The sequence below is a fragment of the Azohydromonas australica DSM 1124 genome (assembly GCF_000430725.1).
GTDB lineage: Bacteria > Pseudomonadota > Gammaproteobacteria > Burkholderiales > Burkholderiaceae_C > Azohydromonas > Azohydromonas australica.
This window is the reverse complement of the sequence record NZ_KE387213.1, coordinates 107,166-129,862: the sequence shown is the minus strand read 5'-3', so window position 1 is coordinate 129,862 and position 22,697 is coordinate 107,166. Positions and strand designations below refer to the sequence as shown.

Here is a 22,697-nt window from a genome sequence, read left to right as displayed (position 1 = left end):
GCATGAGAGCGAAAGCCATCCTGGGCGAAGCCCTGGCGTTCCTGCCAGCCCTGGCGGCCGCCGTCCTCGTCGCCCTGGCGTCGGCACCGGCGGCGGCCGCCGTCCTCGACGCGGGGGCGGTGGCCCAAGCGCAGTCCGACCAACTGATCGTCCGTTACCGCAGCGCCGCCGGCGCTGCGGTGCTGCCACGGGTCGTGCGGCAGCGCACCGAGGCGGTGCTGCGGCGCCACGAGGTACGGCTGCTGCAGGCGCGGCCCCTGGCCGACGGGTCCTTCGTGCTCAAGCTCGACCGCCGCTTGCCGGCGGCGCAGCTGGAGCGCATCGGCGAGGCACTGCGCGCCGCCGATGCCGACGTGGAATACGTCGAACCCGATGTGATGCTGCAGCCCCAGGGCCTGTCGCCACCCTCGGCCGAAGGCCCGCGCTGAGCACGGGCTCCGGAGCGCGGCCCGTGGCCGCTCAAGCCTCCGTCCTCAACCCCGGCGGCGTCGCCTTCCCCCCGCGCAGCAGCTGCTCGTAGCTGGAGATGACCTGGGCGCCGAAGAGCAGCACCGTGGCGGCGATCTCCAGGCTCAGCAGCACCACGATGGCGGTGGCCAGCGACCCGTACACCAGGTTCACCTTGGACAGCGAGGCGAAGTACCACACCAGCACGTGGCGGCTGATCTCCCAGCACACCGCGGCCGTGACGCCGCCGATGAGCGCGTGCCGCCACGACAGCCGCCCCACCGGCATGACCATGTAGATGGCGCTGAGCACCAGCACCTCGCCCGAGAAGCCCAGCAGGTACAGCAGCACGGCGGAGAGGCGGTCCAGCGACCAGCTGTGGCCCAGCAGCCGCAGCGTGTCGTTGCCCAGCGCCTGCAGCGCGCCGGCCACCAACGTGATCAGCAGCAGCCCGAAGCCCAGCGCCAGGATGCAGGCGTAGGGCAGCAGCGCCGAGGCCAGGAAGTGCCGTCGCCGGATGGCGACGCGGTGGAAGAAGATCACCGACATCGCGTTCTCCAGCACCGTGAAGGCGAGCGAGCTGAAGAACAGCATCGTCGCCACCAGGAACAGGCTGACCGCGTCGCGGTTGCGCAGGAAGGTGTCGAGCTCGGCGACCAAGGGCCCGGACTGCCCCGGCAGCAGCCACGCCAGGTAGCGCGTGAGCGTGCCCAGCAGCTCGCGCGGGTCCACCAGGTGCGACAGCGCGATCACGCACAGGATCAGCAGCGGCACCAGCGACAGCAGCGCGTAGTAGGCGAGGGCGCCCGCCAGCAGCAGGCCCTGGTTCTTCTTGAAGGCGCGCAGGCACTGGACCAGGAAGCGGCCCGGGTGCTGCAGGACCTCGGCGGCGGCACGCGACATGCGCCGCCTGGAGCACGGAGCGGGCCCGGGCTCCCCGGGCGCGCGCTGGGGTGCCGCTTCAGTGCGCCACGTCGTGCGGCCCGGCCGGCGAGTCGTCGATGTCGCGCCGGCCGCTGGCGACGCTGCGGATCAGCGACTGCGCGGTGAGGAAGGCGCGCGTCTCGGCCACCGGGTTGCGCCGCGCCTGGGCGTCGTCGCCCGCGGGCACGTGGTTGCTCAGCCGGGCATGGCCCATGCCTTCGAGCAGGCAGACGCCGGTGACCCGATCCCACAGCCAGTAGAAGCCTTCCAGCAGCGTGACGATCTGCACCGGCGTGGCCGTCACCAGCGTGTGGCGGTAGCTGTCGCTGTCGTACAGGGACTTGGTGACATCGATCGGGAGCTGCTTCATGGCGGTGGGCACTGCGGGTACTACGAAAACGGCATGGCCGGAAAGCGCCGGCCTGGGTTCAAGCATGAGGCCGCCCGGCCTGGGCCCATGGCTGGAAAAGGGCCACCGGGCGCGGGCAGTTCGGCGCTTCCACGGGCCGCGGGAGCGCCGTGCATGATCGACCTCGTGAACAAAGCCACATTCACCCTGGATCCCGCCTCCGCCGAGCGCGAGGCGGCACTGGTGCGCATGAAGCGCATCGCCCTGGGCCTGCTGGTGGGCGCCGCGCTGCTGTACGCGCTGGCCACCGTGCTGGGGCAGAGCCACCCGGGCTGGCACTACCTCGCGGCCTTCGCCGAGGCGGCGATGGTGGGCGCGGTGGCGGACTGGTTCGCGGTGGTGGCGCTGTTCCGGCATCCGCTGGGGCTGCGCATCCCGCACACCGCCATCATCCCCACCAACAAGGCGCGCATCGGCCGCAACCTGGCCAACTTCATCTGCAACAACTTCCTGGGCACGCCCCAGGTGCTGGCCAAGGTGCGCGAGTTCGACGCCGCGGGCCGGCTGGCCGGCTGGCTGGCTGACGAGCGCCACGCGCAGCAGCTGGCGCAGCACCTGGCATCGGCCGCGCGCTACCTGCTGTCCACGCTGGACGACGAGCGCGTGCGCCACTTCCTGCGCAGCACGGTGCTGTCCAAGCTGGGGCAGATCGACGTCTCGTCCCTGGCCGGCGAGGTGCTGGCGCTGCTGACGGCCGACCGCCGCCACCAGGCGCTGCTGGACGAGCTGCTGCGCCAGCTCGCGGCGCTGCTGGAGGAGGAGTCGATCCAGGAGAAGGTGGCCGAGGTCGTGGCCTCGGAGCTGAAGGTGCTGCGCCTGGTGGGGCTGGACGCGGTGGCCGGGCGCATCGCCACGCGCAAGCTGGTCTCGGGGCTGGGCAACCTCATCGGCGAGATGGGCGAGGACCCCGATCACCCGCTGCGGCTGCGCTTCGACGACTTCATGGCCCACAGCATCGAGCGGCTGCGCGACGACCCGGCGCTGCGCCAGCGCGGGCGCGAGCTGCAGTCGGAGTGGCTGGCGCACCCGGCCCTTGCGCAGTACCTGCACGGGCTGTGGGACCAGCTGCTGGCATGGCTGCAGGCGGACCTGCAGCGCTCGGAGTCCACGCTGCATGCGCGCGTGGCCGAGGGCGCACGCGGGCTGGGACGGCGGCTGCAGGAGGACGCGGCCATGCGCGAGTGGATCAACGCGCAGCTGATGCAGGCCGCGCCGCAGTGGATCGAGCGCTACCGCGAGGACATCCGCGGTTACATCACGGCGCGCGTGGACGCCTGGCCCACCGAGGAGCTCACCGTCGAGCTGGAGCGCAACATCGGCCGCGACCTGCAATTCGTGCGCATCAACGGCACGCTCGTGGGCGGGCTCATCGGGCTGCTGATCCACACGGTGACGGTGGCGCTGGGCGGTTGAGCAGCGCGCGGGAATGGAAAAACGGCGGCCCTCGGGCCGCCGTTTCCGTTTTGGGCGGCAGCCCGCGCGGGCCGCCGCCTCATCCATCCACCGTCAGCGGTAGTACACGTGCTCGCCGTTGGCGGCCTTCCAGGTGCTCTCGAAGTGCGCGGCGTCCTCGGCCGAGCGGGGCTTGACGCCCATGAGGATGCCGCCCTGCTTGATGCCTTCCTCGTAGTGCTTCACGCGCTCTTCCGGGATGCCCCAGCCGATGAGCGCGCCGATGAGGCCGCCGCTGGCCGCGCCCGCGCCGGCACCGGCCAGCGCCGCGGCGATCGGGCCCGCGACCACCAGGCCCAGGCCCGGAATGGCGATCGAGGTGCCCACCGCCGCCACGGCTGCGGCAATGGCGCCAATCGTGCCGCCGATGGCGCCGCCGATGCCCGCGCCCTCGGCCGCCTTGTTGCCCAGCTCGGTCTGCGTGCCGATGGCCTTGTCATTGCCGAAGTGGCGCTTGCGCGTCTCGTCGGACATCACCAGGTTGAGGTCGTCCTTGGTGTAGCCGCGGTCGGAAAGCGACTGGTAGGCGCGCTCGGCGCTGTCACGGTCGCGGAACAGGCCGGTGACGTACGGGGTGTCTGCCATGGTGTGCACTCCTGGTGTTGGGAAGGAGGCGCCGCCCGATGCGGCGCCGACGCCTACCAATCAGCAAGCCGCGCGCCCAGGCACGGCTTGCCCGTCCCGGACCGCACGCGGCGGGCACCGGCGTGACGGAGTGCATGGCGCTGTGGCGCTGGGGCCTCAAGCACGGCGCCATGGCAGCCGAAGATCACGCCAAGTCCGCGCGCCGCGTGGGTTTTTCAGTTTTACCGACCCACGCCGACGCCATGAAGACCACCCCGCTGCAGACCTATTTCCTTGGCCAGGGCGCCATCCTCCTGGGCGCCTGGGGCATGGACACCTTCGCCTCCATGTGGCCCATGGCCCTGGGCGCCTCCGCCGGAATGATGTGCACCGCCCCGCTGGTGCGGCAGCTGCTCGGCCGCTGGCGCGCGCGCCGGGCGCGCTGAGGCGCAGACGCGCCCCTGCCCGCTTTCCCCTGATCCCCCGTCATCACCCCGGGCCTCTCGCGGCACGGGGGTTGCCGAAGCGTCTCCAGAACCAGCGCCCCCTTCGGGCCATAACAGGAGACCCATGCTTCGCGCAGCCGCGCCCTTGTGTCTTGCCCTGCTGGCGCCCCTCGCGTGGGCACAGGCGCTGGCTGCCGCACCGTCTCCCTCCGCCTCCTCTCCCGTTCCCGCAGCCCCCGCCGAGCACGATCCCGCCGGCGACTGGCCGATGGCCGCGCGCGACCACGCCAACACCCGCTTCAGCCCGCTGGCGCAGATCACGCCGGACAACGTCGCGCGGCTGCAGCCGGTGCTGGAGCGCGCCACCGGCGCCGAGCGCGGCCACGAGGCGGCGCCCATCGTCGCGGGCGGGACGATGTTCATCGTCACGCCCTATCCCAACGAGCTGCTGGCGCTGGACCTCGCGCAGCCCGGCTTCCCGCTGAAGTGGCGCTACCGGCCGCATCCGGACGCCGCCGCGCAGGGCGTGGCCTGCTGCGACGTGGTCAACCGCGGCGCGGCCTTCGACGCCGGGCGCGTCTTCTTCAACACGCTGGACGGACAGGCCATCGCCGTGGACGCCGCCACCGGCCGCGAGCTCTGGCGCACGAAGCTGGGCGACATCCGCCGCGGCGAGACCATCACCATGGCGCCGCTGGTGGTGCGCGGCAAGGTGCTCATCGGCAACTCCGGCGGCGAGTACGGCGTGCGCGGCTGGCTCGTCGCGCTGGACGCGGCCAGCGGCAAGGAGCTCTGGCGTGCCTGGAGCACGGGGCCGGACAAGGATGTGCTCATCGGTGCCGCCTTCAAGCCCTTCTACCCGCAGGACCGCGGCCCGGACCTGGGCGAGCACAGCTGGCCCGGGCAGGCCTGGAAGCAGGGCGGGGGCAACGTCTGGGGCTGGGTGTCCTACGACCCGCAGCTCGACCTCCTCTACTACGGCACCGCCAACCCCGGCCCCTGGAACCCCGAGCAGCGCCCGGGCAGCAACCACTGGACCAGCGGCGTGTTCGCGCGCCGGCCCGACAGCGGCGAGGCGGTGTGGTTCTACCAGTGGAGCCCGCACGACCTGCACGACTACGACGGCGTCAACGAGAACGTGCTGCTGGACCTGCCCATCGGCGGCCGCACCCGCCAGGTGCTGCTGCACCCGGACCGCAACGGCTACCTCTACGTGCTGGACCGCGCCACCGGGCAGGTGCTCTCGGCCGACCCCTTCGCCGCGGTGACGACCAGCCTGGGCGTGGACCTCCAGAGCGGCGCGCTGCGCTACGAGCCGTCCAAGGAGCCGCGCGCCGGCAAGCCGGTGCGCGACATCTGCCCCTCCTCGCCGGGCGCCAAGGACTGGCAGCCCTCGGCCTGGTCGCCGCGCACGCGGCTGCTCTACATCCCGCACCAGAACCTGTGCCAGGACGCCACCACCTCCAGCGTGAGCTACATCGCCGGCACGCCCTACGTGGGCGCGGACCTGAAGATGAAGCCCGGCCCCGGCGGCCACCGCGGCGAGGTGGAAGCCTGGGACCCGGTGGCGCGCAAGGCCGTGTGGACGATCAAGGAGAGCTTCCCGGTGTGGAGCGGCGCGCTGGCCACCGCGGGCGACGTGGTCTTCTACGGAACCATGGACGGCTGGTTCAAGGCCGTGGACGCGCGCAGCGGCAAGGAACTCTGGAAGCACAAGACGCCCTCGGGAATCATCGGCCAGCCCGTGAGCTTCCTCGGCCCGGACGGGCGCCAGTACGTCGCCGTGCTCTCCGGCGTGGGCGGCTGGGCCGGCGCCATCGTCTCGGGCAACCTCGACCCGCGCGACAGCACCGCCGCCAAGGGCTTCGTCAATGCCATGCGCGACCTGCCGCAGGCCACGCGCAAGGGTGGAGCGATCCATGTGTTCGCGCTGCCGAAGTGAGGCTGCGTCCTCCCCCGTTCGCCCTGAGCCTGTCGAAGGGCCGGCAGCCCAGCCGGGCGGCGGGGCTTCGACAAGCTCAGCCCGAACGGAATCCAAGAACCCCGCGGGCCACGGAACGCTGAAGTTCCACCACCTCCTGGTGGCCGCCGCGCTGGCCCTGGGCGGCGCCACGCGCACCGATGCCGGCTCGCCGGCGCTGCGGGTGTGCGCCGATCCGGACAACCTGCCCTACTCGCACCGCGACGGCAGCGGCTACGAGAACCGGCTGGCGTCGTGGCTGGCGGAGGAACTGCACCGCCCGCTGCAGGTGGCCTGGGTGCCGCTGCAGCGGGGCTTCGTGCGCAAGACGCTGGGCGAGGGGCGCTGCGACGTGCTGCTCGGCGTGCCCGCGGGCCTGGAGCGGGTGGCGACCACGCGGCCCTACTACCGCAGCGGCTACGTGTTCCTGTCGCGCCCGCTGCAAGGGCAGCCGCTGCGCGGCTTCGACGACGCGCGGCTGAAGGCGCTGCGCATCGGCGTGCAGCTGCCCGGCGACGGCGCGGCCACGCCGCCGGGGCAGCTGCTGGCGCAGCGCGGCGCGGTGGAGCACGTGCGCGGCTTCGAGCCGCTGGGCGAGCAACCTTCGGCGCAGCGCGCGGTGCGGGCACTGGCGGCGGACGAGATCGACGCCGCGGTGCTGTGGGGGCCGCCCGCGGCCTTCTTCGCCCAGCGCGCGGGCGTGCCGCTGGTGCTCACGCCGGTGCGCGGCACGGTGGCCGGGGCGGCGTCGCCCTTCGCCTTCGACATCGCGCTGGCCGTGCGCCCCCAGGACGACGCGCTGCGCGCGGCACTGGACGCGGCGCTGCAGCGGCTGCGGCCGCGCATCGACGGGCTGCTGGCGCAGTACGGCGTACCGCTGCTGCCGCCCGAAGCCCCGACGCAGGAGGGCCTGCGATGAGACAAACACGGCTTTTTCCGGGGCTGCTGGCGCTGTGCGCGCTGCTGCTCACCACCGGCTGCGAGCGCGAGCGGCGCCGCCCGGACGTGCCGCCTTCGCCGCCGGGCCAGCCGGTGCCGCGCACCAGCAGCCTGCACGTCGGGCCGTCGGCTTCGGCGCCGCCCGATGCGGCAGCGCTGGTGGCGGCGGCCTCGGCCTCCAGCGCCCAGGCCGCGCCGGCGCCGGCGATGCGCGCCTCCATGGCGCAGATCGACCGCGCCGCGGCGGCGGCTTCCGACGCCACGGCTGCCATCGCCACGCCGGCGGGCTTCGAGGAGAACGCCTATGCGGTGTCGCAGGGCAAGCGCTGGTACCGCTGGTTCAACTGCAACGGCTGCCATGCCATGGGCGGCGGCGACAGCGGCCCGCCGCTGATCGACGGCCAGTGGCGCTACGGCGGCAGCGCGGCGCAGATCGTGGCCACGCTGCGCCAGGGCCGTCCCAACGGCATGCCGTCCTTCGAGGGCCGCATGACGGACCAGCAGCTCTGGCAGCTTGCGGCCTACGTGCGCTCCATGAGTGGGCAGTTGCGCACGGACGTGGCGCCCGGTCGCAACGACGGCCTGAGCGGCCCGCTGCCGGAGCAGCGGCGGGATGACGAGCGGCTCGGGCCCGAGGCGGTGCCCAAGGCGAGGTGAGGGAATGCCGCTGCCCCAATCCCCCCTCACCCCCGCCGGCCCGCAAGCCGCCCGGGTCTTCGAACTGGGCACGCTGTTCTTCTGGATGTGCCTGGCCGTCCTGGTGGCCATCGTGCTCGCCACGCTGTGGGCGCTGTGGCGCGCGCCCAAGGGCGACGCGCGCACCCCGGCGCCGGGCTCGATGGGTGAAGAGCCGGGCCGGCGCCGCGCGGTGAGCGTGGCGCTGGGGCTGTCCATCGCCGGGCTGCTGGTGCTGATCGCGGCCAGCGTGTTCACCGACCGCGCGCTGGCGCGGCTGCCGCTGCAGGGCGCGCTGCACGTCGAGCTGACCGGGCACCAGTGGTGGTGGGAGGCGCGCTACGACGACGCGGAGCCCTCGCGCGTGTTCACCACCGCCAACGAGCTGCACATCCCCGTGGGGCGGCCGGTGATCGTGACGCTGCAGGGCACGGATGTGATCCACAGCCTGTGGCTGCCCAGCCTCGCGGGCAAGAAGGACCTCATCCCCGGCCGCACCGCCACCCTCACGCTGCAGGCCGACCGCGCCGGCAGCTACCGTGGCCAGTGCGCCGAGTTCTGCGGCTTGCAGCACGCCTGGATGGCGCTGGAGGTGGTGGCCGAGGACCCGGTGGCCTTCGATGCCTGGGCGCAAAGCCAGCGCCAGCCCGCGGCCGATCCCACCGAGCCGCAGCGCCTGCGCGGCCGGGAGGTGTTCATGGGCAGCACCTGCGCCATGTGCCACGCCATCGAGGGCACCGACGCGGCCGGGCGCCAGGCGCCCCCGCTCACGCACGTGGGCAGCCAGCGCACGCTGGCCGCCGGACGGCTGCCCAACACGCCGGAGCACATGGCGTCGTGGATCACCGATCCGCAGGCGCACAAGCCCGGCGTCAACATGCCCGCGCATGCCTTCTCCCGCGAGGACCTGCAGGCGCTGGTGGCTTACCTGCAGGGGCTGAAATGAGCACGAGGCGCTGGAAAGGCTCCGACCGTCCCGAGGCCGCCGAGGGCGCCGCGGCCCGGCCCGGCGGCGGGGTGTCGGCAGGCTCGGCCCGCACGGGCGCCCACCGGCTGGGCCGCAGCCTGCCGGCCGGCGAGCGCCCCGAGCTGAACGCCGTGCCGCCCACGCCGCAGCAGGTGGCGCGGCTGCACGCCACCTGGTCGGACCCGCCGGGACTGTGGGGCTGGATCAGCGCCGTCAACCACAAGGCCATCGGGCGGCGCTTCCTGGTCACGGCCTTCGGCTTCTTCATCGCCGGCGGGCTGCTGGCGCTGTGGATGCGCACCCAGCTGGCGCGCGCGGAGAACGGGCTGGTGGGGCCGGACCTCTACAACCAGCTCTTCACCATGCACGGCACGACGATGATGTTCCTGTTCGCCGTGCCGGTGATGCAGGCGGTGTCGGTCTACATCACGCCGCTGATGCTGGGCGCGCGCTCCATCGCCTTTCCGCGCATGAACGCCTTCGCCTACTGGGTCTACCTCTTCGGCGGGCTGATGCTGTTCGCGGCCTTCGCCACCAACACCGGCGCCGATGCCGGCTGGTTCGCCTACGTGCCGCTGTCGGGGCCGGACTACTCGCCGGGCAAGCGGGTGGACTTCTGGGCGCAAATGGTCACCTTCACCGAGCTGTCGGCGCTGCTGGAGGCGGTGATCCTCATCACCACGGTATTCAAGCTGCGCGCGCCGGGCATGACGCTCAACCGGCTGCCGCTGTTCGTGTGGGGCATGCTGGTGACGGCCTTCATGGTGATGTTCGCCATGCCGGCGGTGATGCTCGCCAGTACCGCGCTGATCACCGACCGCCTCGTGGGCACGCACTTCTACAACCCGGGCGAGGGTGGCGACGCGCTGCTGTGGCAGCACCTGTTCTGGTTCTTCGGCCACCCGGAGGTCTACCTGATCTTCATTCCGGGGCTGGGCTTCGTCAGCACCATCATCGCCACCTTCGCGCGGCGGCCGGTCTTCGGCTACCCGGCGATGGTGCTGGCGCTCATCGCCACCGCCTTCCTCGCCTTCGGCCTGTGGGTGCACCACATGTTCGCCACGAACCTGCCGGAGATGGGCAAGAGCTTCTTCACGGCGTCGAGCATGCTCATCGCGGTGCCGAGCGCGATCCAGATCTTCTGCTGGCTCGCCACGCTGGCCGGCGGGCGCGTGAACCTCAAGGCACCGCTGCTGTTCGTGCTGGCCTTCTTCTTCATCCTGGTGCTGGGCGGGCTGACCGGGCTGATGCTGGCCTCGGTGCCGCTGGACCTGCAGGTGCACGACAGCTACTTCGTGGTCGCGCACCTGCACTACGTGCTGCTGGGCGGCGCGGTGTTCCCGCTGCTGGGCGCGGTGCTGTACTGGTGGCCGCTCATCACCGGGCGCATGAGCAGCGAGCGCCTGGGCCGCTGGAGCTTCTGGCTGCTGTTCATCGGCTTCAACGTCACCTTCTTCCCGATGCACCTGCTGGGGCTGGAGGGCATGCCGCGGCGCGTCTACACCTACCCGGCCGACCGCGGCTGGGAGGGCCTGAACCTGCTGGCGACGGTGGGCGCGTGGGTGCTGGCGGCGGGGCTGCTGGTGTTCCTGTTCAACCTGTGGCGCAGCTGGCGGCAGGGCGAGCGCGCGGGCCGCAACCCGTGGGGCGCGGGCACGCTGGAGTGGGGCTCCACCTGCCCGCCGCCGGCGGCCAACTTCGACGCCACGCCGGTGGTGCACGGCGCCTACCCGCTGTGGACGCCGCCGCGCGAGCCCTCGCAGGTGGCCGGGCTGGCGGTGGACCAGCGCGAGCAGCTGGTGACCACGGTGCTGGACGCCGTGCCCGACCACCGGGCCAGCTTCCCCGAGCCCACGCCCTGGCCCTTCCTGAGCGCGCTGGCGGTGACGCTGTGCTTCGTGTGGTCCATCTTCACGCCCTGGGGCGCGGTGTACGGGCTGATCCCGGTCGCCATCGGGCTGACGCTGTGGTTCTGGCCGCGCCGGCGCGAGACGGCCAAGCACCTGGCCATCGAGAGGGCGCCGCGATGAGGATGGGACGCCAGACCGGGCTGGCCCAGGCGCGCACCGAGGGCGCGGCGCTGGACGTGTCGCACCTGCCGAGCTTCGGCTTCAGCCACCGCAGCCTGATGTGGTGGGGCACGCTGGGGCTGATGGCCATCGAGGGCACGGTGTTCGCGCTGGCCGTGGGCGTGTACTTCTACCTGCGCAGCTTCGCCTCGCGCTGGCCCATGGAGAACCAGCCGCCGGCGCTGCTGTGGGGCACGGTCAACACGCTGCTGATGCTGGCGAGCCTGTGGGCCGGGCACTTCGCCAAGCGCGCGGCCGAGGCGCTGGACTTGCAGGGCGTGCGCCTGGGGCTGCTCCTTTCCAGTGCGTTCGCGCTGGCGATCCTGGGCGTGCGGGTGCTGGAGTTCGGCACGCTCAACTGCCGCTGGGACGGCAGCGCCTACGGCTCCATCGTCTGGATGCTGATGGGGTTGCACACGCTGCACCTCATCACCGACGCCTACGACACGTTGGTGCTGACGGCGCTCATGCATACCGGCCACCTCGAAGGCCGGCGCTACGTGGACGTGAGCGAGAACGCCCTCTACTGGTACTTCGTGGTGTGGAGCTGGGTGCCGCTGTACGCCGTGGTCTACGGCGTGCCGCGCCTGGGGTGAGGCAAGCATGGGCTGGATCGCGCTGCTGGCCGGGCCGCTGCTGGTGCTGGCGGACCTGAGCCTGACCTACTCGCTGCTGGGCCCGGGCTGCAACCTGCAGCGCGGCGCGCTGCTGCACCTGCCGATGGCGGCGAGCTTCATCCTGTGCCTGGGGCTGACGCTGTGGGCGGCGCGCACGGTGCGGCGCACGCGCGAGGCCGCGCCCGCGCCCGGCGAGGCCCAGGCGGACCCGGAGGCGGCGCAGGAGCGCCGGCGCTTCATCGCCTGGGTGGCGATGGCCTGCGGGGCGCTGTCCTGCCTGGTGATCCTGGCGTTGTGGCTGCCGGTGGCGGTGCTGTCGCCGTGCACGGTGTGATGGCGTTGCGGCGCCGCGGGTGCGTCGCCGCGCTGGCGCTGGCCGCCGGCCCCGCCGGCGCGCATGCGGTCGGGGAGGAGGCTTCCGGCGCACCCTGGGCGGCGCTGGTCATCACGCTGCTGGGCCTGTCGGCGCTGCTGTACGTGCTGGGCCTGGTGCGGCTGTGGCAGCGCGCGGGCGCGGGCCACGGCATCGGCCGAAGGCAGGCCACGGCTTTCACGCTGGGCTGGCTGACGCTGGCGGCCTCGCTGCTGGGGCCGCTGGACCACTGGGCGACGGAAAGCTTTGCCGCCCACATGCTGCAGCACGAGCTGCTGATGCTGGCCGCCGCGCCGCTGCTGGTGCTGGGCCGGCCGCTGGCGGCCTGGACCTGGGCGCTGCCGCCGCGCACGCGCCCGGTGGTGGGCGGCGCGCTGCGCGCCACGGCCTGGCGCCGGCTTTGGGGCTGGCTCAGCGGCGCCACTGGCGCCGGGGCGCTGCACGCGCTGGCGCTGTGGGGCTGGCACGTGCCGGGGTGGTTCGTGCTGGCGGCCACGCACCCGGGCTGGCATGCGCTGCAGCACTTCAGCTTCCTGGGCACGGCGCTGCTGTTCTGGTGGGCGGTGTTCGCAGGCGCGCGGCGCACGCCGGGGGCGGCGCTGATGCTGCTGTTCGTCACCATGCTGCACAGCGGCGCCCTGGGCGCGCTGCTGACGCTGGCGCCCACGCCCTGGTACGGCAGCGGCCTGGAGGACCAGCAGCTCGGCGGGCTGCTGATGTGGGTGCCGGCGGGCGCGGTGTACCTGCTGGTGGGGCTGGTGGTGGGCAACGGGGTGCTGAGGGCGCGGGCGTGAGGGAATGGGGTGCATCTCGTCAGCCAAGCCGCGCTTCGCACACTGATTCGTCACTCCCGCGCAGGCGGGAGTCCAGGCGGCCCCCAAGCCGCCGTCAGCAGATCGGGTTGAACGTCGGTGCTTGAGTCGTGGTTCACGGCCCCCAGGCTTCGGGCCGGCGTGGGGCCGCCTGGATTCCCGCCTGCGCGGGAATGACGAAGTAGTGCAGCGGCCACCCGTACTTCGTTCTGCAGAAATGCTTCGACTTTCCCCGGACAGCACTGCGCCTGCGTGGGGATGGCGAAGCAGAGAGCGAAGCGCGCCCGCTCACGGCAAGCGCTTGGCCGCCTGGCTCGGGTCCGCCGCGTGCGCTGTTGCCGGCTCGACCGGGGGCGCTTCAGCCGGGGCTCCGGCTCCCGCACCCTCCAGCCGCCTCAACTGCAGCGCCGCCAGCGACTCGTACAGCGGCCGGCTGATCTGGCGCGACACCAGGCTGGCCAGCATCGCGGAGGCCATGAGGCTGAGCACCATGGTGTGGCCGGCCACCATCTCCATCACGATGATGAAGGCGGTGATGGGCGCCTGCGTCACCGCGGCCAGGAAGGCCGCCATGCCCATGGCGATCAGCGCCGGCGCCAGCGCGGGGCTTTGCACCAGCGTGCTCACGTCCTGCCCCAGCCCCGCGCCGATGGACAGCGAGGGCGCGAACATGCCGCCCGGCACGCCCGACCAGGCCGACAGCCAGGTCGCCAGCAGCTTCAGCAGCACGAACAGCCCCGGCAGGTGGTCGCCGCCGTCGTGCGTGCCCTCCAGCAGGCCGCGCGTGTGCTCGTAGCCGCTGCCGAAGGTGGCGCCGCCGGTGACGGTGCCGATCACGGCCACCGCCAGCGCGCAGCCGGCGGCGAAGCGGATGGGGTAGCGCTGGCGCCAGGCGCTGAAGCGGTCCGCCGAGCCGGCGGTGGAGGCGATCAGCAGCCGCGCGAACAGCCCGCCCAGCGCCCCGGCCAGCAGCGTCACCAGCAGCCCCGGGCCCAGCAGCTCCCAGTCCATCGCCTGCGGCACCCGCACCACGCCGAAGTACGTCAGGTTGCCGAACACCGACACGGCAATCAGGCCGGCCAGCACGATGGCGGCGATCAGCAGACCGCTGCTGCGCTGGTTGAGCGTGCGCGAGAGCTGTTCGATGGCGAACATCACCCCGCCCAGCGGCGTGTTGAAGGCAGCGGCCACGCCGGCGGCGCCGCCGGCCACCAGCAGCCCGTGCGCGTTGATGACGGTGCGCCGCGACAGCCAGCGCCGCGCCGACAGCATCACCCCGGCCGCGACCTGCACCGAGGGTCCCTCGCGCCCGATGGACAGCCCCGCCAGCAGCCCGGCCGCGGACAGCAGCACCTTGGCCAGGCTGATGCGCAGCGACACGAAGAGGCCGTACTGCTGGGTCGGCGTGGCCGTGTCCAGCGCCGCCATCACCTGCGGAATGCCGGAGCCGCCCGCGCCGGGAATGAAGCGCCGCGTGACCCAGACGATGGCCGCGGCGCACAGCGGGCCGGTGACGAAGATGGCCCAGGGCGAATGCCGCCACAGCCGCTCGAACAGCGCCAGTGCCTGGTTGGTCAGCAGCGTGAATCCCACCACCAGCAGCCCGGCCGCCGCGGCGGCAGCCAGCACGATGGCCCGGTCCAGCCACGGGCGCCAGTCCACCAGCTCGGCTCGCAGGTTGCGCAGGATGTCGGGCTCGTGGTGGTGCTGCATGGGTTGTGCTGGGCTGTCGCACGGCGCGAGGTGCGCCCGCGGGCGAGGCATTTTGGGACCCGCCCGAGGCGAGCAAGGTCTGCGCCCGTATCTGCGCCGGTGGAAGTGCTTGGGCAGGGTGTGCCGCAGGCCGGCCGGTACGGGCCGTGCTCCATCTTGATGCCATGCCGTGCGGCGTCGAAGGGGCCCGGTGAGGGCGCGTCCCGGCTGGTGGCACGCTTGCGGGCCTTGCGGCCCGGGCCGCGAACGATCACACGATGAGAAACAAACGCGTTTTCCTGCTGTTCCTGGCCGCCCTGGCCTCCGTGGGCCTGGCCGCCACGCTGTTCCTGCGCTTTGCCGTGCCCAAGCCGGCACCGCCGCAGAGCCTGCTGCGCCCGCACGACACGGCGCTGCTGGTGCAGGGCGAGCGCCTCTACCGGGCGCACTGCGCGAGCTGCCATGGCGCCAACCTGGAAGGCCAGGCCAACTGGCGCGAGCGCGGCGCCGACGGGCTGCTGCCCGCGCCGCCGCACGACGAGAGCGGCCACACCTGGCACCACCCCGACGAGCAGCTGTTCCGCCTCACCAAGCTCGGCATCGCCAAGGCGGCCGACATGCCCGACTACAAGTCGGCGATGCCCGCCTTCGGGGGCGTGCTCAGCGACGACGAGATCGTGGCCGTGCTGTCGTGGATCAAGTCCAAGTGGCCGCCGGCGGTGCGCGCCAAGCACGACCAGATCAACGCGCAGTACGCGGCGTCGCGGCAGCAGCAGTAGATCCGGCGCGGCTCCATGAAAAAGGGCCCTCGCGGGCCCTGGGGATGGCCTCTTGCGAGGCCGCGGACCGGCTTTACTGGGCCGGTGCCGCTTTGTTCTTCTGCTTGTCGAGCGTTTCGCGCTCACGCCATGGCACGGACGGTGCACCCGCTTCCTCGGGCTGGCTCGAGCTTGTCGCCAGGAAGGGCCGCCGGTTGCTGCTCATGGCTGCGCAGGATGGGAATTGCAAAGGGGCTCCGGGTGGAGCAAGGGCGGCGCCCGGAGGCAGGCAGGGTTTTGAAGGCAGTACGGAGCAGGCGATGGCCAGGGACAAGGCAGTGCGGGAACGGGACTACGAGGAGCAGGCCATCGAAGGCGGCGTGCCGCTGAAGATGTGGACGCGCGGGGTGCCGGTGGAGGACGCGGCGCGGCAGCAGCTGGCCAACGCGGCGAAGCTGCCGATCGTCTTCCGCCACGTGGCGGCGATGCCGGACGTGCACCTGGGCATCGGCGCCACGGTGGGCTCGGTGATCCCGACGGTGAAGGCCATCATCCCGGCCGCGGTGGGGGTGGACATCGGCTGCGGAATGATCGCCGCGCGCACCACGCTCTCGGCGGCGGACCTGCCGGACAACCTGGGCCCGCTGCGCAGCGCCATCGAGCACGCCGTGCCGCACGGGCGCGCGCCCGGCAGCCGGGACCCCGGCGCCTGGCGCGACATCCCGCCGCCGGTGGACGCGGCCTGGGCCGCGCTGGCGCCGGAGTTCAAGGAGATCTGCCGCAGCCATCCCAAGCTGGAGAAGACGAACCAGCGCACGCACCTGGGCACGCTGGGCACGGGCAACCACTTCATCGAGGTCTGCCTGGACGAGACGGATGCCGTGTGGCTGATGCTGCATTCGGGCTCGCGCGGCGTGGGCAACGCCATCGGCACGCACTTCATCGAGCTGGCCAAGCAGGATGCAATGCGGCACCAGGCCAACCTGCCGGACCGCGACCTGGCCTACCTGGAGGAAGGCTCACGCTACTTCGGCGACTACGTGCGCGCGGTGGGCTGGGCGCAGAAGTTCGCGGCCACGAACCGCGAGCTGATGATGAAGGCGGTGGTGGCGGCACTGCGCAAGGCGATCCGCAAGCCGTTCGAAGTGCAGACCGAGGCGGTGAATTGCCACCACAACTACGTGCAGCGCGAGCGGCACTTCGGGCAGGAGGTCTGGGTCACGCGCAAGGGGGCGGTGAGCGCGCGCGAGGGGGAGCTGGGCATCATCCCGGGCAGCATGGGCGCGCGCAGCTTCATCGTGCGCGGCAAGGGCCACCCGGAGAGCTTCAACAGCTGCTCGCACGGGGCGGGGCGGAAGATGAGCCGGACCGAGGCCAAGCGCCGCTTCACGGTGGCCGACCAGCGCGCCGCCACCGAGGGCGTGGAATGCCGCAAGGACAAGGACGTGATCGACGAGATCCCGCACGCCTACAAGGACATCGACGCGGTGATGGCGGCGCAGGACAGCCTGGTGGAGGTGGTGCACACGCTGCGGCAGGTGGTGTGCGTGAAGGGCTGACAAGCGCCGGTGCCCGGCGGCCTCACTCCAGCGGCCGGATCCGTCCCATCACCATCGGCCCGGTGAAGTAGGGCGGCAGCGGCAGGCCCTTGCGCTGCAGCTCGTGGCGGTAGTCGCGCAGCATCATCCAGCGCTGGTAGGGCTCGTCGCGGCCCGAGAGCGCCACCGACAGCTGCATCACCATGCTGTGCGTCGGCGAGGGCGGGGCGCCCGCGGGCGTGAGGAGCATCCACGCCGCCAGCCCCGCCACCAGCGTGCGCGGCGCGTGCAGCGGCGGCGCATGCATGCCGCGCAGCGCCGCCAGCGCCGCGGCCAGCCCCAGGGCGAAGCCCACCAGCGCCTCCGCCGGCGAGTGCGCCAGCACCTGCACGCGCGACCAGGCGATCAGCGCCGCCAGCAGCACGCCCACGGCCACCGCGGCGGCCTGGCGGCGCGGGCCGCGGTCGGCTACCAGCACCCGCAGCAGCACCGGCAGCACCGCCGTGGAGAACATCGCGTGGCCGGAGATGCCGGTGAAGTTCAGCGGCGCGTAGCCGATCTCCCAGCCGAAGAAGGCCACCTTGGTGACGGTGGTCAGCAGCGCCGCCGCCGCGGTGCAGCCGCCCCACACCAGCGCCGCGCGCGGCTTGTGGGAGCGCAGCACCAGCCAGACGCAGGTGGCGAACATCGCGGGCAGCAGGATCTGCGCCTCGCCCAGGCGCGTGAGCAGGTTCCAGAAGTCGAAAGCCATGGCAGCCGCGCGCGTGCGCGGTCGGTAACTTGAATCGCCGCCCAGCTTAAGGGAGGCCCCCGGCGCGGTGGCCAGGGGCTGAAAGCCTTCGCCTTACGCGAAGCGTCCGGCGCGGAAATCCTCCACGGCCTGGAAGATCTGCTCGTTGGAGTTCATGACGAAGGGACCGTACTGCGCGATGGGCTCGTTCAGCGGCCGCCCGGCGATCAGCAGCGCCCGCGCCCCTTCGGCACCCGCCTGCAGCCGCACACCGTCGCTGCCGGCCTCGTTGCGCAGGATCGCCATGCGCTGCAGCGGCACGTCCGTCTCGCCGATGCGCAGCGCGCCGCGGTAGACGTAGGCGAAGGCGTTGTGCGTCGCCGGCAGCGCCTGCTCGAAGGCGGCGCCGGGCGGCAGGTGCAGGTCCAGGTACAGCGGCTCGGTGTGCTCGCGCTGCATGGCGCCGGCCACGCCGTGGCTGCTGCCGGCGATGACGCGCGCGCGCACGCCCTCGGCCGTCTGGAGCTCGGGAATCTGCTCCGAGGCGATGTCCCAGTAGCCCGGGTCGCACAGCTTCTGGTCCGACGGCAGGTTCAGCCAGAGCTGGAAGCCTTCCATGCGGCCTTCCTCCTGCTCGGGCAGCTCGCTGTGCACCAGGCCGCGGCCGGCCGTCATCCACTGCACGCCGCCGTTCTGCAGCAGGCCCTCGTGGCCGGCGCTGTCGCGGTGGCGCAGGCGCCCGGCAATCATGTAGGTCACGGTCTCGAAGCCGCGGTGCGGGTGGTCGGGGAAGCCGGCGATGTAGTCGTCGGGGTTGTCGGTGCCGAAGGCGTCGAGCATCAGGAACGGGTCCAGCCGGCGCTGCAGCGGTTGCGTCAGCACACGCGTGAGCTTCACACCCGCGCCGTCGCTGGTGGGCGTGCCGGCGACCAGGCGCTCGACGCTGCGCGGCTGGCGGACGGTGTCAGGGGTCGTGTTGGTGTCCATGCGGATCAATGTAGGTGCCGGCCGAGGCCGCCGCATTGAGCGCGCCTGCATGCCGGGTTGCATGAAACGGAAACGCGCAGCCCAAGCAAAAGGGCCGCCCGGAGGCGGCCCTTGCTCGTTGCGCCGGGAGGCGTCCGGGACGCTCAGCGCAGCGGCGGGGTGGCGTCGTCCGGCGCGTAGGCCGAGTTCAGGTGCGCGGGCTTGGCGGCGCGCTTGCGCAGGCGGATGTTGAGCATCTCCACCACCAGCGAGAAGGCCATCGCGAAGTAGATGTAGCCCTTGGGCACGTGATGGCCGAAGCCCTCGGCCAGCAGCACCACGCCCACGGCCACCAGGAAGGACAGCGCCAGCATCTTGATGGTCGGGTGGTCGGAGACGAAGCGGCCGATGGGGCCGGCGAACACCATCATCATCCCCACCGAGGCGATGACGGCGGCGATCATCACCGCCACCTCGTCCACCATGCCCACGGCGGTGATGATCGAGTCCAGCGAGAACACCAGGTCGATCACCATGATCTGCAGGATCACCGCGCCGAAGCTCGCAGCCACGGACTTGGACTCGTGGCCCTCCTCGCCTTCGAGCGACTGGTGGATCTCGCCGGTGCTCTTCCAGATCAGGAACAGGCCGCCGAGGATGAGGATCAGGTCGCGGCCCGAGATCCCCTTGCCCAGCACCGTGAACAGCGGCTCGACCAGCCCCACGATCCACGACAGCAGCAGCAGCAGCCCGATGCGCATGAACATGGCCATGAACAGGCCCAGGCGCCGGGCGACTTCGCGCCGCTCGGGCGGCAGCTTATCGACCAGGATGGAGATGAAGATGATGTTGTCGATGCCCAGTACCAGCTCCAGCGCGGTGAGCGTGAAGAAGGCGATCCAGACTTGCGGGTCAGTAAGCAGTTCCATTGTGAAGTCTTTGCGTTGAATAGCAGGTTTCGGCGAAACCCGCAGGAAGCATGCGTGGAGCCATGATGTTCCTGGAGGCTGCGTGCTTTTTCGCTCCGCGGCTCGCCAGTTCGGCTGGGATACATGGCGCGGCTTCATCAGCCCGTCCAGCCAACGCCTGCTCAAGGGAGGCCGGAAAAAGGGGCTCGCGAAAGCCCCCGGCTTCTTTCGTATGACGGCATGCCTTCATGTGTGCAAGGCGTGCCGTATACGTCTTGTCAAGCTCAGGCGGGTGCCACCGTGCCCGCTTGCAACCTGCGCCGCGCAGCGAGCTTGCCGACTATCAGCACAAGCAACGCCCCAGCAGCGCCCGCCGCGTACTTGATCGGGTCCGAGAGCTCGATGTAAGGTGCGAGCGCGGGGTCGCCCAGCGCCATGGTTCCTGCAATCCACCCGAGCAGCATGCCCCCGACGGTGATGATCACGGGGAAGCGGTCCATCAGCTTGATCACGAGCTGGCTGCCCCAGACGATGAGCGGGATGCTGAAAAGCAGGCCAAAGACGACCAACCCCATCTGGTGGCTCTCGGATGCGCCTTCCGCCGCTCCAGCAATGGCAATCACGTTGTCAAGGCTCATCACGAAGTCCGCCACGATGATGGTCTTGACGGCCGCCCACAGCTTGTCGCTGGCCTTGATGTCGGCGTGCTCGCCTTCGTCTTGCGGCATCAGCAGCTTGACGCCGATCCAGACCAGCAACGCGGCCCCGATGAGCTTGAGGAAGGAGATCTCCAGCAGCGTCAAGGCAAAGAAGATCAGGACGACGCGCAAGATGATGGCGCCCGCCGTGCCCCAGATGATGCCCATCCTGCGTTGCTGTGCCGGCAGCTTGCGACATGCCAGGGCAATGACGACGGCGTTGTCACCGCCAAGAAGGATGTCGATCATGATGATCGACGCAAGCGCCGAGAGGGTTTCGGCTGTGAAGAACTCCATGCGCGGACTCCGAACTGCGTGGTGAGACACGGAGCGAAGGCACGACACGAGGGCGGCGTCGGATGAGGACGTCCAGGGACCTTTGGCCTGCCGATGCTCCGGCATGTACCAAAGGTCTTGCCCCGACCTGCTGCAGCACCATGGCACGCACAGCAGCTTGCGCAACGGCCGGGAGCTGGGCTCCGTACTGACGACCGCTGGAACCATGAGTTCTGCGGCGTTGCACGGCGCGGACCCCCTGGCAGGCTACTCCCCCTCAGACGGCGCGCAGTGTACTGCCTTTGCCGCGAAAAGTGCGGTTGATGTCGTTGACCTCGCAAGTCAGTGTCCATTGCACAAGTGCACTTTCGAAGCTGGACACGGCCCGCCTCAGCAACGCGGCGAAGCCCGCCGCCGAAACAACTGACGATGCGCTTTTCTCGAAGTAATGGATCGTGAAATGCGCATTGATGCGAAGTGTCGGATGCAGGAAACTCTTGTCCGTGCGCTGCCCACGAAGTGGCGGCCGCAATTCGGACCGCAAGCCGAACGCTGCATATACAACAGTATCCCGAGGCGGATCCTGTCGCAGCGCGATTGCCAGGCGCCGGTGCAAGCGGCGTATGGAATCAGGCGTGTTGAGCGAATGCTGACTTGGCGAGGTCCGTTATCCAATTGGAGCAGGAGTAGCAAATGGGTTTGTTCGACATGTTCAAGGGCGATTCGGGCGAGAAGATGACGCCGCATATGGCCCTGGCCACGAGCCTGCTGTACATGATGTCCGCTGACGGAGAGATGGATCATGAGGAGATCGGCCACCTGCTGTCGGTCCTGGGTGGTCAGGAGAACGCCAACGGCACCGTGGGCGTCGGCGCCCAGAATCAGGCGTTGCTCGACAACGCGCTGAAGTACCGCCGCAAGCACTCGATCGACGACTTCCTCAAAGAAGCCACGCCGCTGCTGAGCGATGCGCAGAAGATGTGCATCCTGGCCAACCTGATCGACTCGTCGCTGTCGGACGGCCAGCCCGAGCCCGAGGAGCAGGCCGTCTTCGGCAAGTTCCTGCAGGCCTTTGGCGTGTCCGAGGCCCGTTTCCAGCCGTTCTTCGAAGTGATCGTTCTGAAGAACGACCGCTCGGTGTTCGTCAAGCAGGACCACCCCAAGAACCAGGCCGGCTACCAGGTCAAGCTCAGCGTCCCGGCCTGATGCCCGATCGCGTGCCGGGTCAGTGACGAACTTGCCCGGCGTGCATTGGCGCCCCGCTTGCGCTTTTACGGCTCTCACCCGCGAAACAGCTTGTCCCGGGCCGTGCTCGTGACCGCGGCCACGCAGGGGTGCGTGATGCGGCGCTCAGCCGAGACGGCGTAATACTCCTCCACCAGCGCCTGCGTGCGGCCGATGGTGCGAACGCCGTACTGTGCCTGCGTCTCGGCTTCGAGCACGGTGGGCGTCATGAAGATGCCGCGACCTTCACTCCCGAAGGCTTTCATGAGCGCCGCGTCATCGAACTCCGCAATCATGCGCGGTCGCAGCCGCTGCTCGGCCAGCCAGGTGTCGAGCCGCCGTCTCATGGCCGAGGCCGCTCCCTGCAGCAGCACGGGCGCACCGTCCAGGCACTGCGGGAAGTCGCCCTGGAGTTGCCGTTGCAGTGAAGGCGTGGCGAAGAAGCTCATAGCGGTGGAGCCCAGCGCATGGTTGAAGGCGCGTACGCTGAGCTGCCGGCCCATGGGCTCGTCTGCAATGACGAGGTCGAGCCGGTGCACTGCCAGCTGGGCCAGTAGATCCTGGAACTTGCCTTCATGGCAAAACAGCCGTACCTGCGCCGCGGCGTCGAGCGCCGGCTCGATCAGGCGGTACGCGATGGCCTTGGGCACCGAGTCAGCGACGCCCACCCTGAAACTCATGACCTGCGGCCCTTCGCTGGAGCGGCCTATCACGGTCTCCAGCTCATCTGCGAGGGTGAACACCTGGTCCGCGTAGCCCAGCGCGACACGTCCCTCGTCGGTGAGCTCCAGCCCTCGGCCCTGCTTGCGAAACAGCGCACAGCCCAGCCGATCTTCCAGCTGCTTGATCTGTGCCGACAGTGTCTGCGGCGTGGTGTGCAGCTGCTCGCCAGCGCGGACGACCCCGCCGGCCTTGGCCGCAGCCCAGAAGTAGTGCAGGTGCTTGAAGTTGAGCATGGCGTTTCAACGATGCGTTTTTCTCGAAATCATGCATCATAAAGCGCGCATTGTTTCGAAGTGTCGCGGGCAGTAGAGTTGCCCTACAACGCCATCCGTCAGGAGAAAGCCGTGACCCTTCGAACTTTCAACCAAGGCAGCAGCGGTTACGCGCTGCCTGCCGCGCAGCGCAACCGCGTGCTGCGCAACACCTACTGGCTGCTGGCGCTGTCGATGGTGCCCACCGTGGCGGGCGCCTGGCTGGGCATCGCCACAGGGCTGTCGAGCGCGATGTCGCCGATGGTGAGCCTGGTGGTG

24 protein-coding genes and 1 pseudogene are annotated in these 22,697 nt (G+C 70.9%); 15 read left to right on the top strand and 10 right to left on the bottom strand.

All coding sequences use genetic code 11. The annotated features are described in order from the left end of the window. Positions 1-2: 2 nt before the first annotated feature. A complete protein-coding gene (locus H537_RS0134970; protein WP_029001595.1) occupies positions 3-428 on the top strand; it encodes a hypothetical protein in 426 nt (141 codons plus the stop codon). 31 nt (positions 429-459) lie between these two features. Here the strand turns inward: H537_RS0134970 and H537_RS0134965 are convergent, their stop codons facing one another. Together H537_RS0134965 and H537_RS0134960 are read right to left on the bottom strand one after the other, a co-directional pair. Then, the gene (locus tag H537_RS0134965) at positions 460-1,350 is read right to left on the bottom strand and encodes a YihY/virulence factor BrkB family protein (protein WP_029001594.1); all 891 of its coding nucleotides are present in this window, start codon (positions 1,348-1,350) and stop codon (positions 460-462) included. Between the two features lie 58 nt (positions 1,351-1,408). Then, on the bottom strand, positions 1,409-1,741 hold the full coding sequence (locus H537_RS0134960; protein WP_029001593.1) for a hypothetical protein: 333 nt from the start codon (positions 1,739-1,741) through the stop codon (positions 1,409-1,411). Between the two features lie 165 nt (positions 1,742-1,906). Here H537_RS0134960 and H537_RS0134955 point away from each other — a divergent pair, with 165 nt between their 5' ends. After that, positions 1,907-3,193 carry a DUF445 domain-containing protein gene (locus H537_RS0134955; protein ID WP_238446921.1) on the top strand — a complete coding sequence of 429 codons (1,287 nt, stop codon included), beginning with the start codon at positions 1,907-1,909 and terminating at the stop codon, positions 3,191-3,193. A 93-nt stretch (positions 3,194-3,286) separates the two neighbouring features. Here the strand turns inward: H537_RS0134955 and H537_RS0134950 are convergent, their stop codons facing one another. Then, positions 3,287-3,817, bottom strand: a complete 531-nt coding sequence (locus H537_RS0134950; protein ID WP_043461442.1) for a hypothetical protein — start codon at positions 3,815-3,817, stop codon at positions 3,287-3,289. 38 nt (positions 3,818-3,855) lie between these two features. On the opposite strand from H537_RS0134950, the gene H537_RS0134945 reads away from it, so the two are divergent. From H537_RS0134945 to H537_RS47310, 9 genes are all read left to right on the top strand, one after another. Continuing rightward, entirely contained in the window at positions 3,856-4,242 is a 387-nt protein-coding gene (locus H537_RS0134945; RefSeq protein ID WP_156902140.1) for a hypothetical protein, read from the top strand. 124 nt (positions 4,243-4,366) lie between these two features. Next, positions 4,367-6,184, top strand: a complete 1,818-nt coding sequence (locus H537_RS0134940; protein WP_051244288.1) for a methanol/ethanol family PQQ-dependent dehydrogenase — start codon at positions 4,367-4,369, stop codon at positions 6,182-6,184. 139 nt (positions 6,185-6,323) lie between these two features. Then, positions 6,324-7,121: a quinoprotein dehydrogenase-associated putative ABC transporter substrate-binding protein gene (locus H537_RS47320; protein WP_169517152.1), complete on the top strand. Its 798-nt coding sequence runs from the start codon at positions 6,324-6,326 to the stop codon at positions 7,119-7,121. After that, complete coding sequence (locus H537_RS50025) at positions 7,118-7,798, top strand: c-type cytochrome (protein WP_051244285.1); 681 nt, start codon at positions 7,118-7,120, stop codon at positions 7,796-7,798. The genes H537_RS47320 and H537_RS50025 overlap by 4 nt, the downstream gene beginning before the upstream one ends. A gap of 4 nt (positions 7,799-7,802) precedes the next feature. Next, positions 7,803-8,762, top strand: coding sequence for a cytochrome c oxidase subunit II (locus H537_RS0134925; protein WP_043461440.1), 960 nt, complete (start codon positions 7,803-7,805; stop codon positions 8,760-8,762). Next, entirely contained in the window at positions 8,759-10,813 is a 2,055-nt protein-coding gene (gene ctaD, locus H537_RS0134920; RefSeq protein WP_084151190.1) for a cytochrome c oxidase subunit I, read from the top strand. Before H537_RS0134925 ends, ctaD begins: the two co-directional genes overlap by 4 nt. Further along, positions 10,810-11,448 (top strand): cytochrome c oxidase subunit 3, encoded by a 639-nt coding sequence (locus H537_RS0134915; RefSeq protein ID WP_238446920.1) that lies wholly within the window; start codon positions 10,810-10,812, stop codon positions 11,446-11,448. The genes ctaD and H537_RS0134915 overlap by 4 nt, the downstream gene beginning before the upstream one ends. Before the next feature lie 7 nt (positions 11,449-11,455). Beyond that, entirely contained in the window at positions 11,456-11,803 is a 348-nt protein-coding gene (locus tag H537_RS0134910) for a hypothetical protein (RefSeq protein ID WP_029001585.1), read from the top strand. Further along, complete coding sequence (locus tag H537_RS47310) at positions 11,803-12,636, top strand: cytochrome c oxidase assembly protein (RefSeq protein ID WP_043461435.1); 834 nt, start codon at positions 11,803-11,805, stop codon at positions 12,634-12,636. The genes H537_RS0134910 and H537_RS47310 overlap by 1 nt, the downstream gene beginning before the upstream one ends. Before the next feature lie 306 nt (positions 12,637-12,942). Here the strand turns inward: H537_RS47310 and H537_RS47305 are convergent, their stop codons facing one another. Further along, positions 12,943-14,367 carry a chloride channel protein gene (locus H537_RS47305; protein WP_043461433.1) on the bottom strand — a complete coding sequence of 475 codons (1,425 nt, stop codon included), beginning with the start codon at positions 14,365-14,367 and terminating at the stop codon, positions 12,943-12,945. A gap of 257 nt (positions 14,368-14,624) precedes the next feature. Between H537_RS47305 and H537_RS0134895 the strand changes: the two genes are divergently transcribed. Both H537_RS0134895 and H537_RS0134885 read left to right on the top strand, forming a co-directional pair. Then, positions 14,625-15,125 carry a c-type cytochrome gene (locus H537_RS0134895; RefSeq protein ID WP_029001584.1) on the top strand — a complete coding sequence of 167 codons (501 nt, stop codon included), beginning with the start codon at positions 14,625-14,627 and terminating at the stop codon, positions 15,123-15,125. A gap of 299 nt (positions 15,126-15,424) precedes the next feature. After that, positions 15,425-16,663: an RtcB family protein gene (locus H537_RS0134885; RefSeq protein ID WP_043461431.1), complete on the top strand. Its 1,239-nt coding sequence runs from the start codon at positions 15,425-15,427 to the stop codon at positions 16,661-16,663. Between the two features lie 22 nt (positions 16,664-16,685). On the opposite strand, the gene H537_RS47300 is transcribed toward H537_RS0134885, so the two are convergent. The 5 genes from H537_RS47300 to H537_RS53855 all read right to left on the bottom strand — a co-directional run bounded on the left by H537_RS47300 (position 16,686) and on the right by H537_RS53855 (position 20,764). After that, the gene (locus H537_RS47300) at positions 16,686-17,393 is read right to left on the bottom strand and encodes a phosphatase PAP2 family protein (RefSeq protein WP_051244280.1); all 708 of its coding nucleotides are present in this window, start codon (positions 17,391-17,393) and stop codon (positions 16,686-16,688) included. 93 nt (positions 17,394-17,486) lie between these two features. Further along, entirely contained in the window at positions 17,487-18,359 is an 873-nt protein-coding gene (locus tag H537_RS0134875; RefSeq protein ID WP_029001582.1) for a pirin family protein, read from the bottom strand. A gap of 143 nt (positions 18,360-18,502) precedes the next feature. Then, a complete protein-coding gene (locus tag H537_RS0134870; RefSeq protein ID WP_043461429.1) occupies positions 18,503-19,267 on the bottom strand; it encodes a TerC family protein in 765 nt (254 codons plus the stop codon). A gap of 263 nt (positions 19,268-19,530) precedes the next feature. Continuing rightward, a complete protein-coding gene (locus H537_RS0134865; RefSeq protein ID WP_029001580.1) occupies positions 19,531-20,241 on the bottom strand; it encodes a TerC family protein in 711 nt (236 codons plus the stop codon). 256 nt (positions 20,242-20,497) lie between these two features. Continuing rightward, positions 20,498-20,764: a hypothetical protein gene (locus H537_RS53855; RefSeq protein ID WP_156902138.1), complete on the bottom strand. Its 267-nt coding sequence runs from the start codon at positions 20,762-20,764 to the stop codon at positions 20,498-20,500. Positions 20,765-20,913: 149 nt separating this feature from the next. Between H537_RS53855 and H537_RS0134860 the strand changes: the two genes are divergently transcribed. After that, positions 20,914-21,426, top strand: a complete 513-nt coding sequence (locus H537_RS0134860) for a tellurite resistance TerB family protein (RefSeq protein WP_029001579.1) — start codon at positions 20,914-20,916, stop codon at positions 21,424-21,426. A 74-nt stretch (positions 21,427-21,500) separates the two neighbouring features. Here H537_RS0134860 and nhaR read toward each other — a convergent pair whose 3' ends face one another. Then, positions 21,501-22,400 carry a transcriptional activator NhaR gene (gene nhaR, locus H537_RS0134855; RefSeq protein ID WP_029001578.1) on the bottom strand — a complete coding sequence of 300 codons (900 nt, stop codon included), beginning with the start codon at positions 22,398-22,400 and terminating at the stop codon, positions 21,501-21,503. Positions 22,401-22,511: 111 nt separating this feature from the next. Between nhaR and H537_RS54715 the strand changes: the two are divergent. Further along, positions 22,512-22,697: pseudogene (locus tag H537_RS54715) on the top strand (BAX inhibitor (BI)-1/YccA family protein); the annotation flags it as partial.

What these genes read in the sequence shown, in the direction of transcription:
- H537_RS0134870 (WP_043461429.1), bottom strand. Translation starts at nt 19,267, where the DNA reads ATGGAACTGCTTACTGACCCGCAAGTCTGGATCGCCTTCTTCACGCTC.
- H537_RS50025 (WP_051244285.1), top strand. Translation starts at nt 7,118, where the DNA reads ATGAGACAAACACGGCTTTTTCCGGGGCTGCTGGCGCTGTGCGCGCTG.
- H537_RS0134875 (WP_029001582.1), bottom strand. Translation starts at nt 18,359, where the DNA reads ATGGACACCAACACGACCCCTGACACCGTCCGCCAGCCGCGCAGCGTC.
- H537_RS0134860 (WP_029001579.1), top strand. Translation starts at nt 20,914, where the DNA reads ATGGGTTTGTTCGACATGTTCAAGGGCGATTCGGGCGAGAAGATGACG.
- H537_RS0134915 (WP_238446920.1), top strand. Translation starts at nt 10,810, where the DNA reads ATGAGGATGGGACGCCAGACCGGGCTGGCCCAGGCGCGCACCGAGGGC.
- H537_RS47310 (WP_043461435.1), top strand. Translation starts at nt 11,803, where the DNA reads ATGGCGTTGCGGCGCCGCGGGTGCGTCGCCGCGCTGGCGCTGGCCGCC.
- H537_RS0134865 (WP_029001580.1), bottom strand. Translation starts at nt 20,241, where the DNA reads ATGGAGTTCTTCACAGCCGAAACCCTCTCGGCGCTTGCGTCGATCATC.
- H537_RS47300 (WP_051244280.1), bottom strand. Translation starts at nt 17,393, where the DNA reads ATGGCTTTCGACTTCTGGAACCTGCTCACGCGCCTGGGCGAGGCGCAG.
- H537_RS0134950 (WP_043461442.1), bottom strand. Translation starts at nt 3,817, where the DNA reads ATGGCAGACACCCCGTACGTCACCGGCCTGTTCCGCGACCGTGACAGC.
- H537_RS0134945 (WP_156902140.1), top strand. Translation starts at nt 3,856, where the DNA reads ATGCGGCGCCGACGCCTACCAATCAGCAAGCCGCGCGCCCAGGCACGG.
- nhaR (WP_029001578.1), bottom strand. Translation starts at nt 22,400, where the DNA reads ATGCTCAACTTCAAGCACCTGCACTACTTCTGGGCTGCGGCCAAGGCC.
- H537_RS0134960 (WP_029001593.1), bottom strand. Translation starts at nt 1,741, where the DNA reads ATGAAGCAGCTCCCGATCGATGTCACCAAGTCCCTGTACGACAGCGAC.
- ctaD (WP_084151190.1), top strand. Translation starts at nt 8,759, where the DNA reads ATGAGCACGAGGCGCTGGAAAGGCTCCGACCGTCCCGAGGCCGCCGAG.
- H537_RS0134970 (WP_029001595.1), top strand. Translation starts at nt 3, where the DNA reads ATGAGAGCGAAAGCCATCCTGGGCGAAGCCCTGGCGTTCCTGCCAGCC.
- H537_RS0134885 (WP_043461431.1), top strand. Translation starts at nt 15,425, where the DNA reads ATGGCCAGGGACAAGGCAGTGCGGGAACGGGACTACGAGGAGCAGGCC.
- H537_RS0134910 (WP_029001585.1), top strand. Translation starts at nt 11,456, where the DNA reads ATGGGCTGGATCGCGCTGCTGGCCGGGCCGCTGCTGGTGCTGGCGGAC.
- H537_RS0134940 (WP_051244288.1), top strand. Translation starts at nt 4,367, where the DNA reads ATGCTTCGCGCAGCCGCGCCCTTGTGTCTTGCCCTGCTGGCGCCCCTC.
- H537_RS0134895 (WP_029001584.1), top strand. Translation starts at nt 14,625, where the DNA reads ATGAGAAACAAACGCGTTTTCCTGCTGTTCCTGGCCGCCCTGGCCTCC.
- H537_RS0134925 (WP_043461440.1), top strand. Translation starts at nt 7,803, where the DNA reads ATGCCGCTGCCCCAATCCCCCCTCACCCCCGCCGGCCCGCAAGCCGCC.
- H537_RS47305 (WP_043461433.1), bottom strand. Translation starts at nt 14,367, where the DNA reads ATGCAGCACCACCACGAGCCCGACATCCTGCGCAACCTGCGAGCCGAG.
- H537_RS0134965 (WP_029001594.1), bottom strand. Translation starts at nt 1,350, where the DNA reads ATGTCGCGTGCCGCCGCCGAGGTCCTGCAGCACCCGGGCCGCTTCCTG.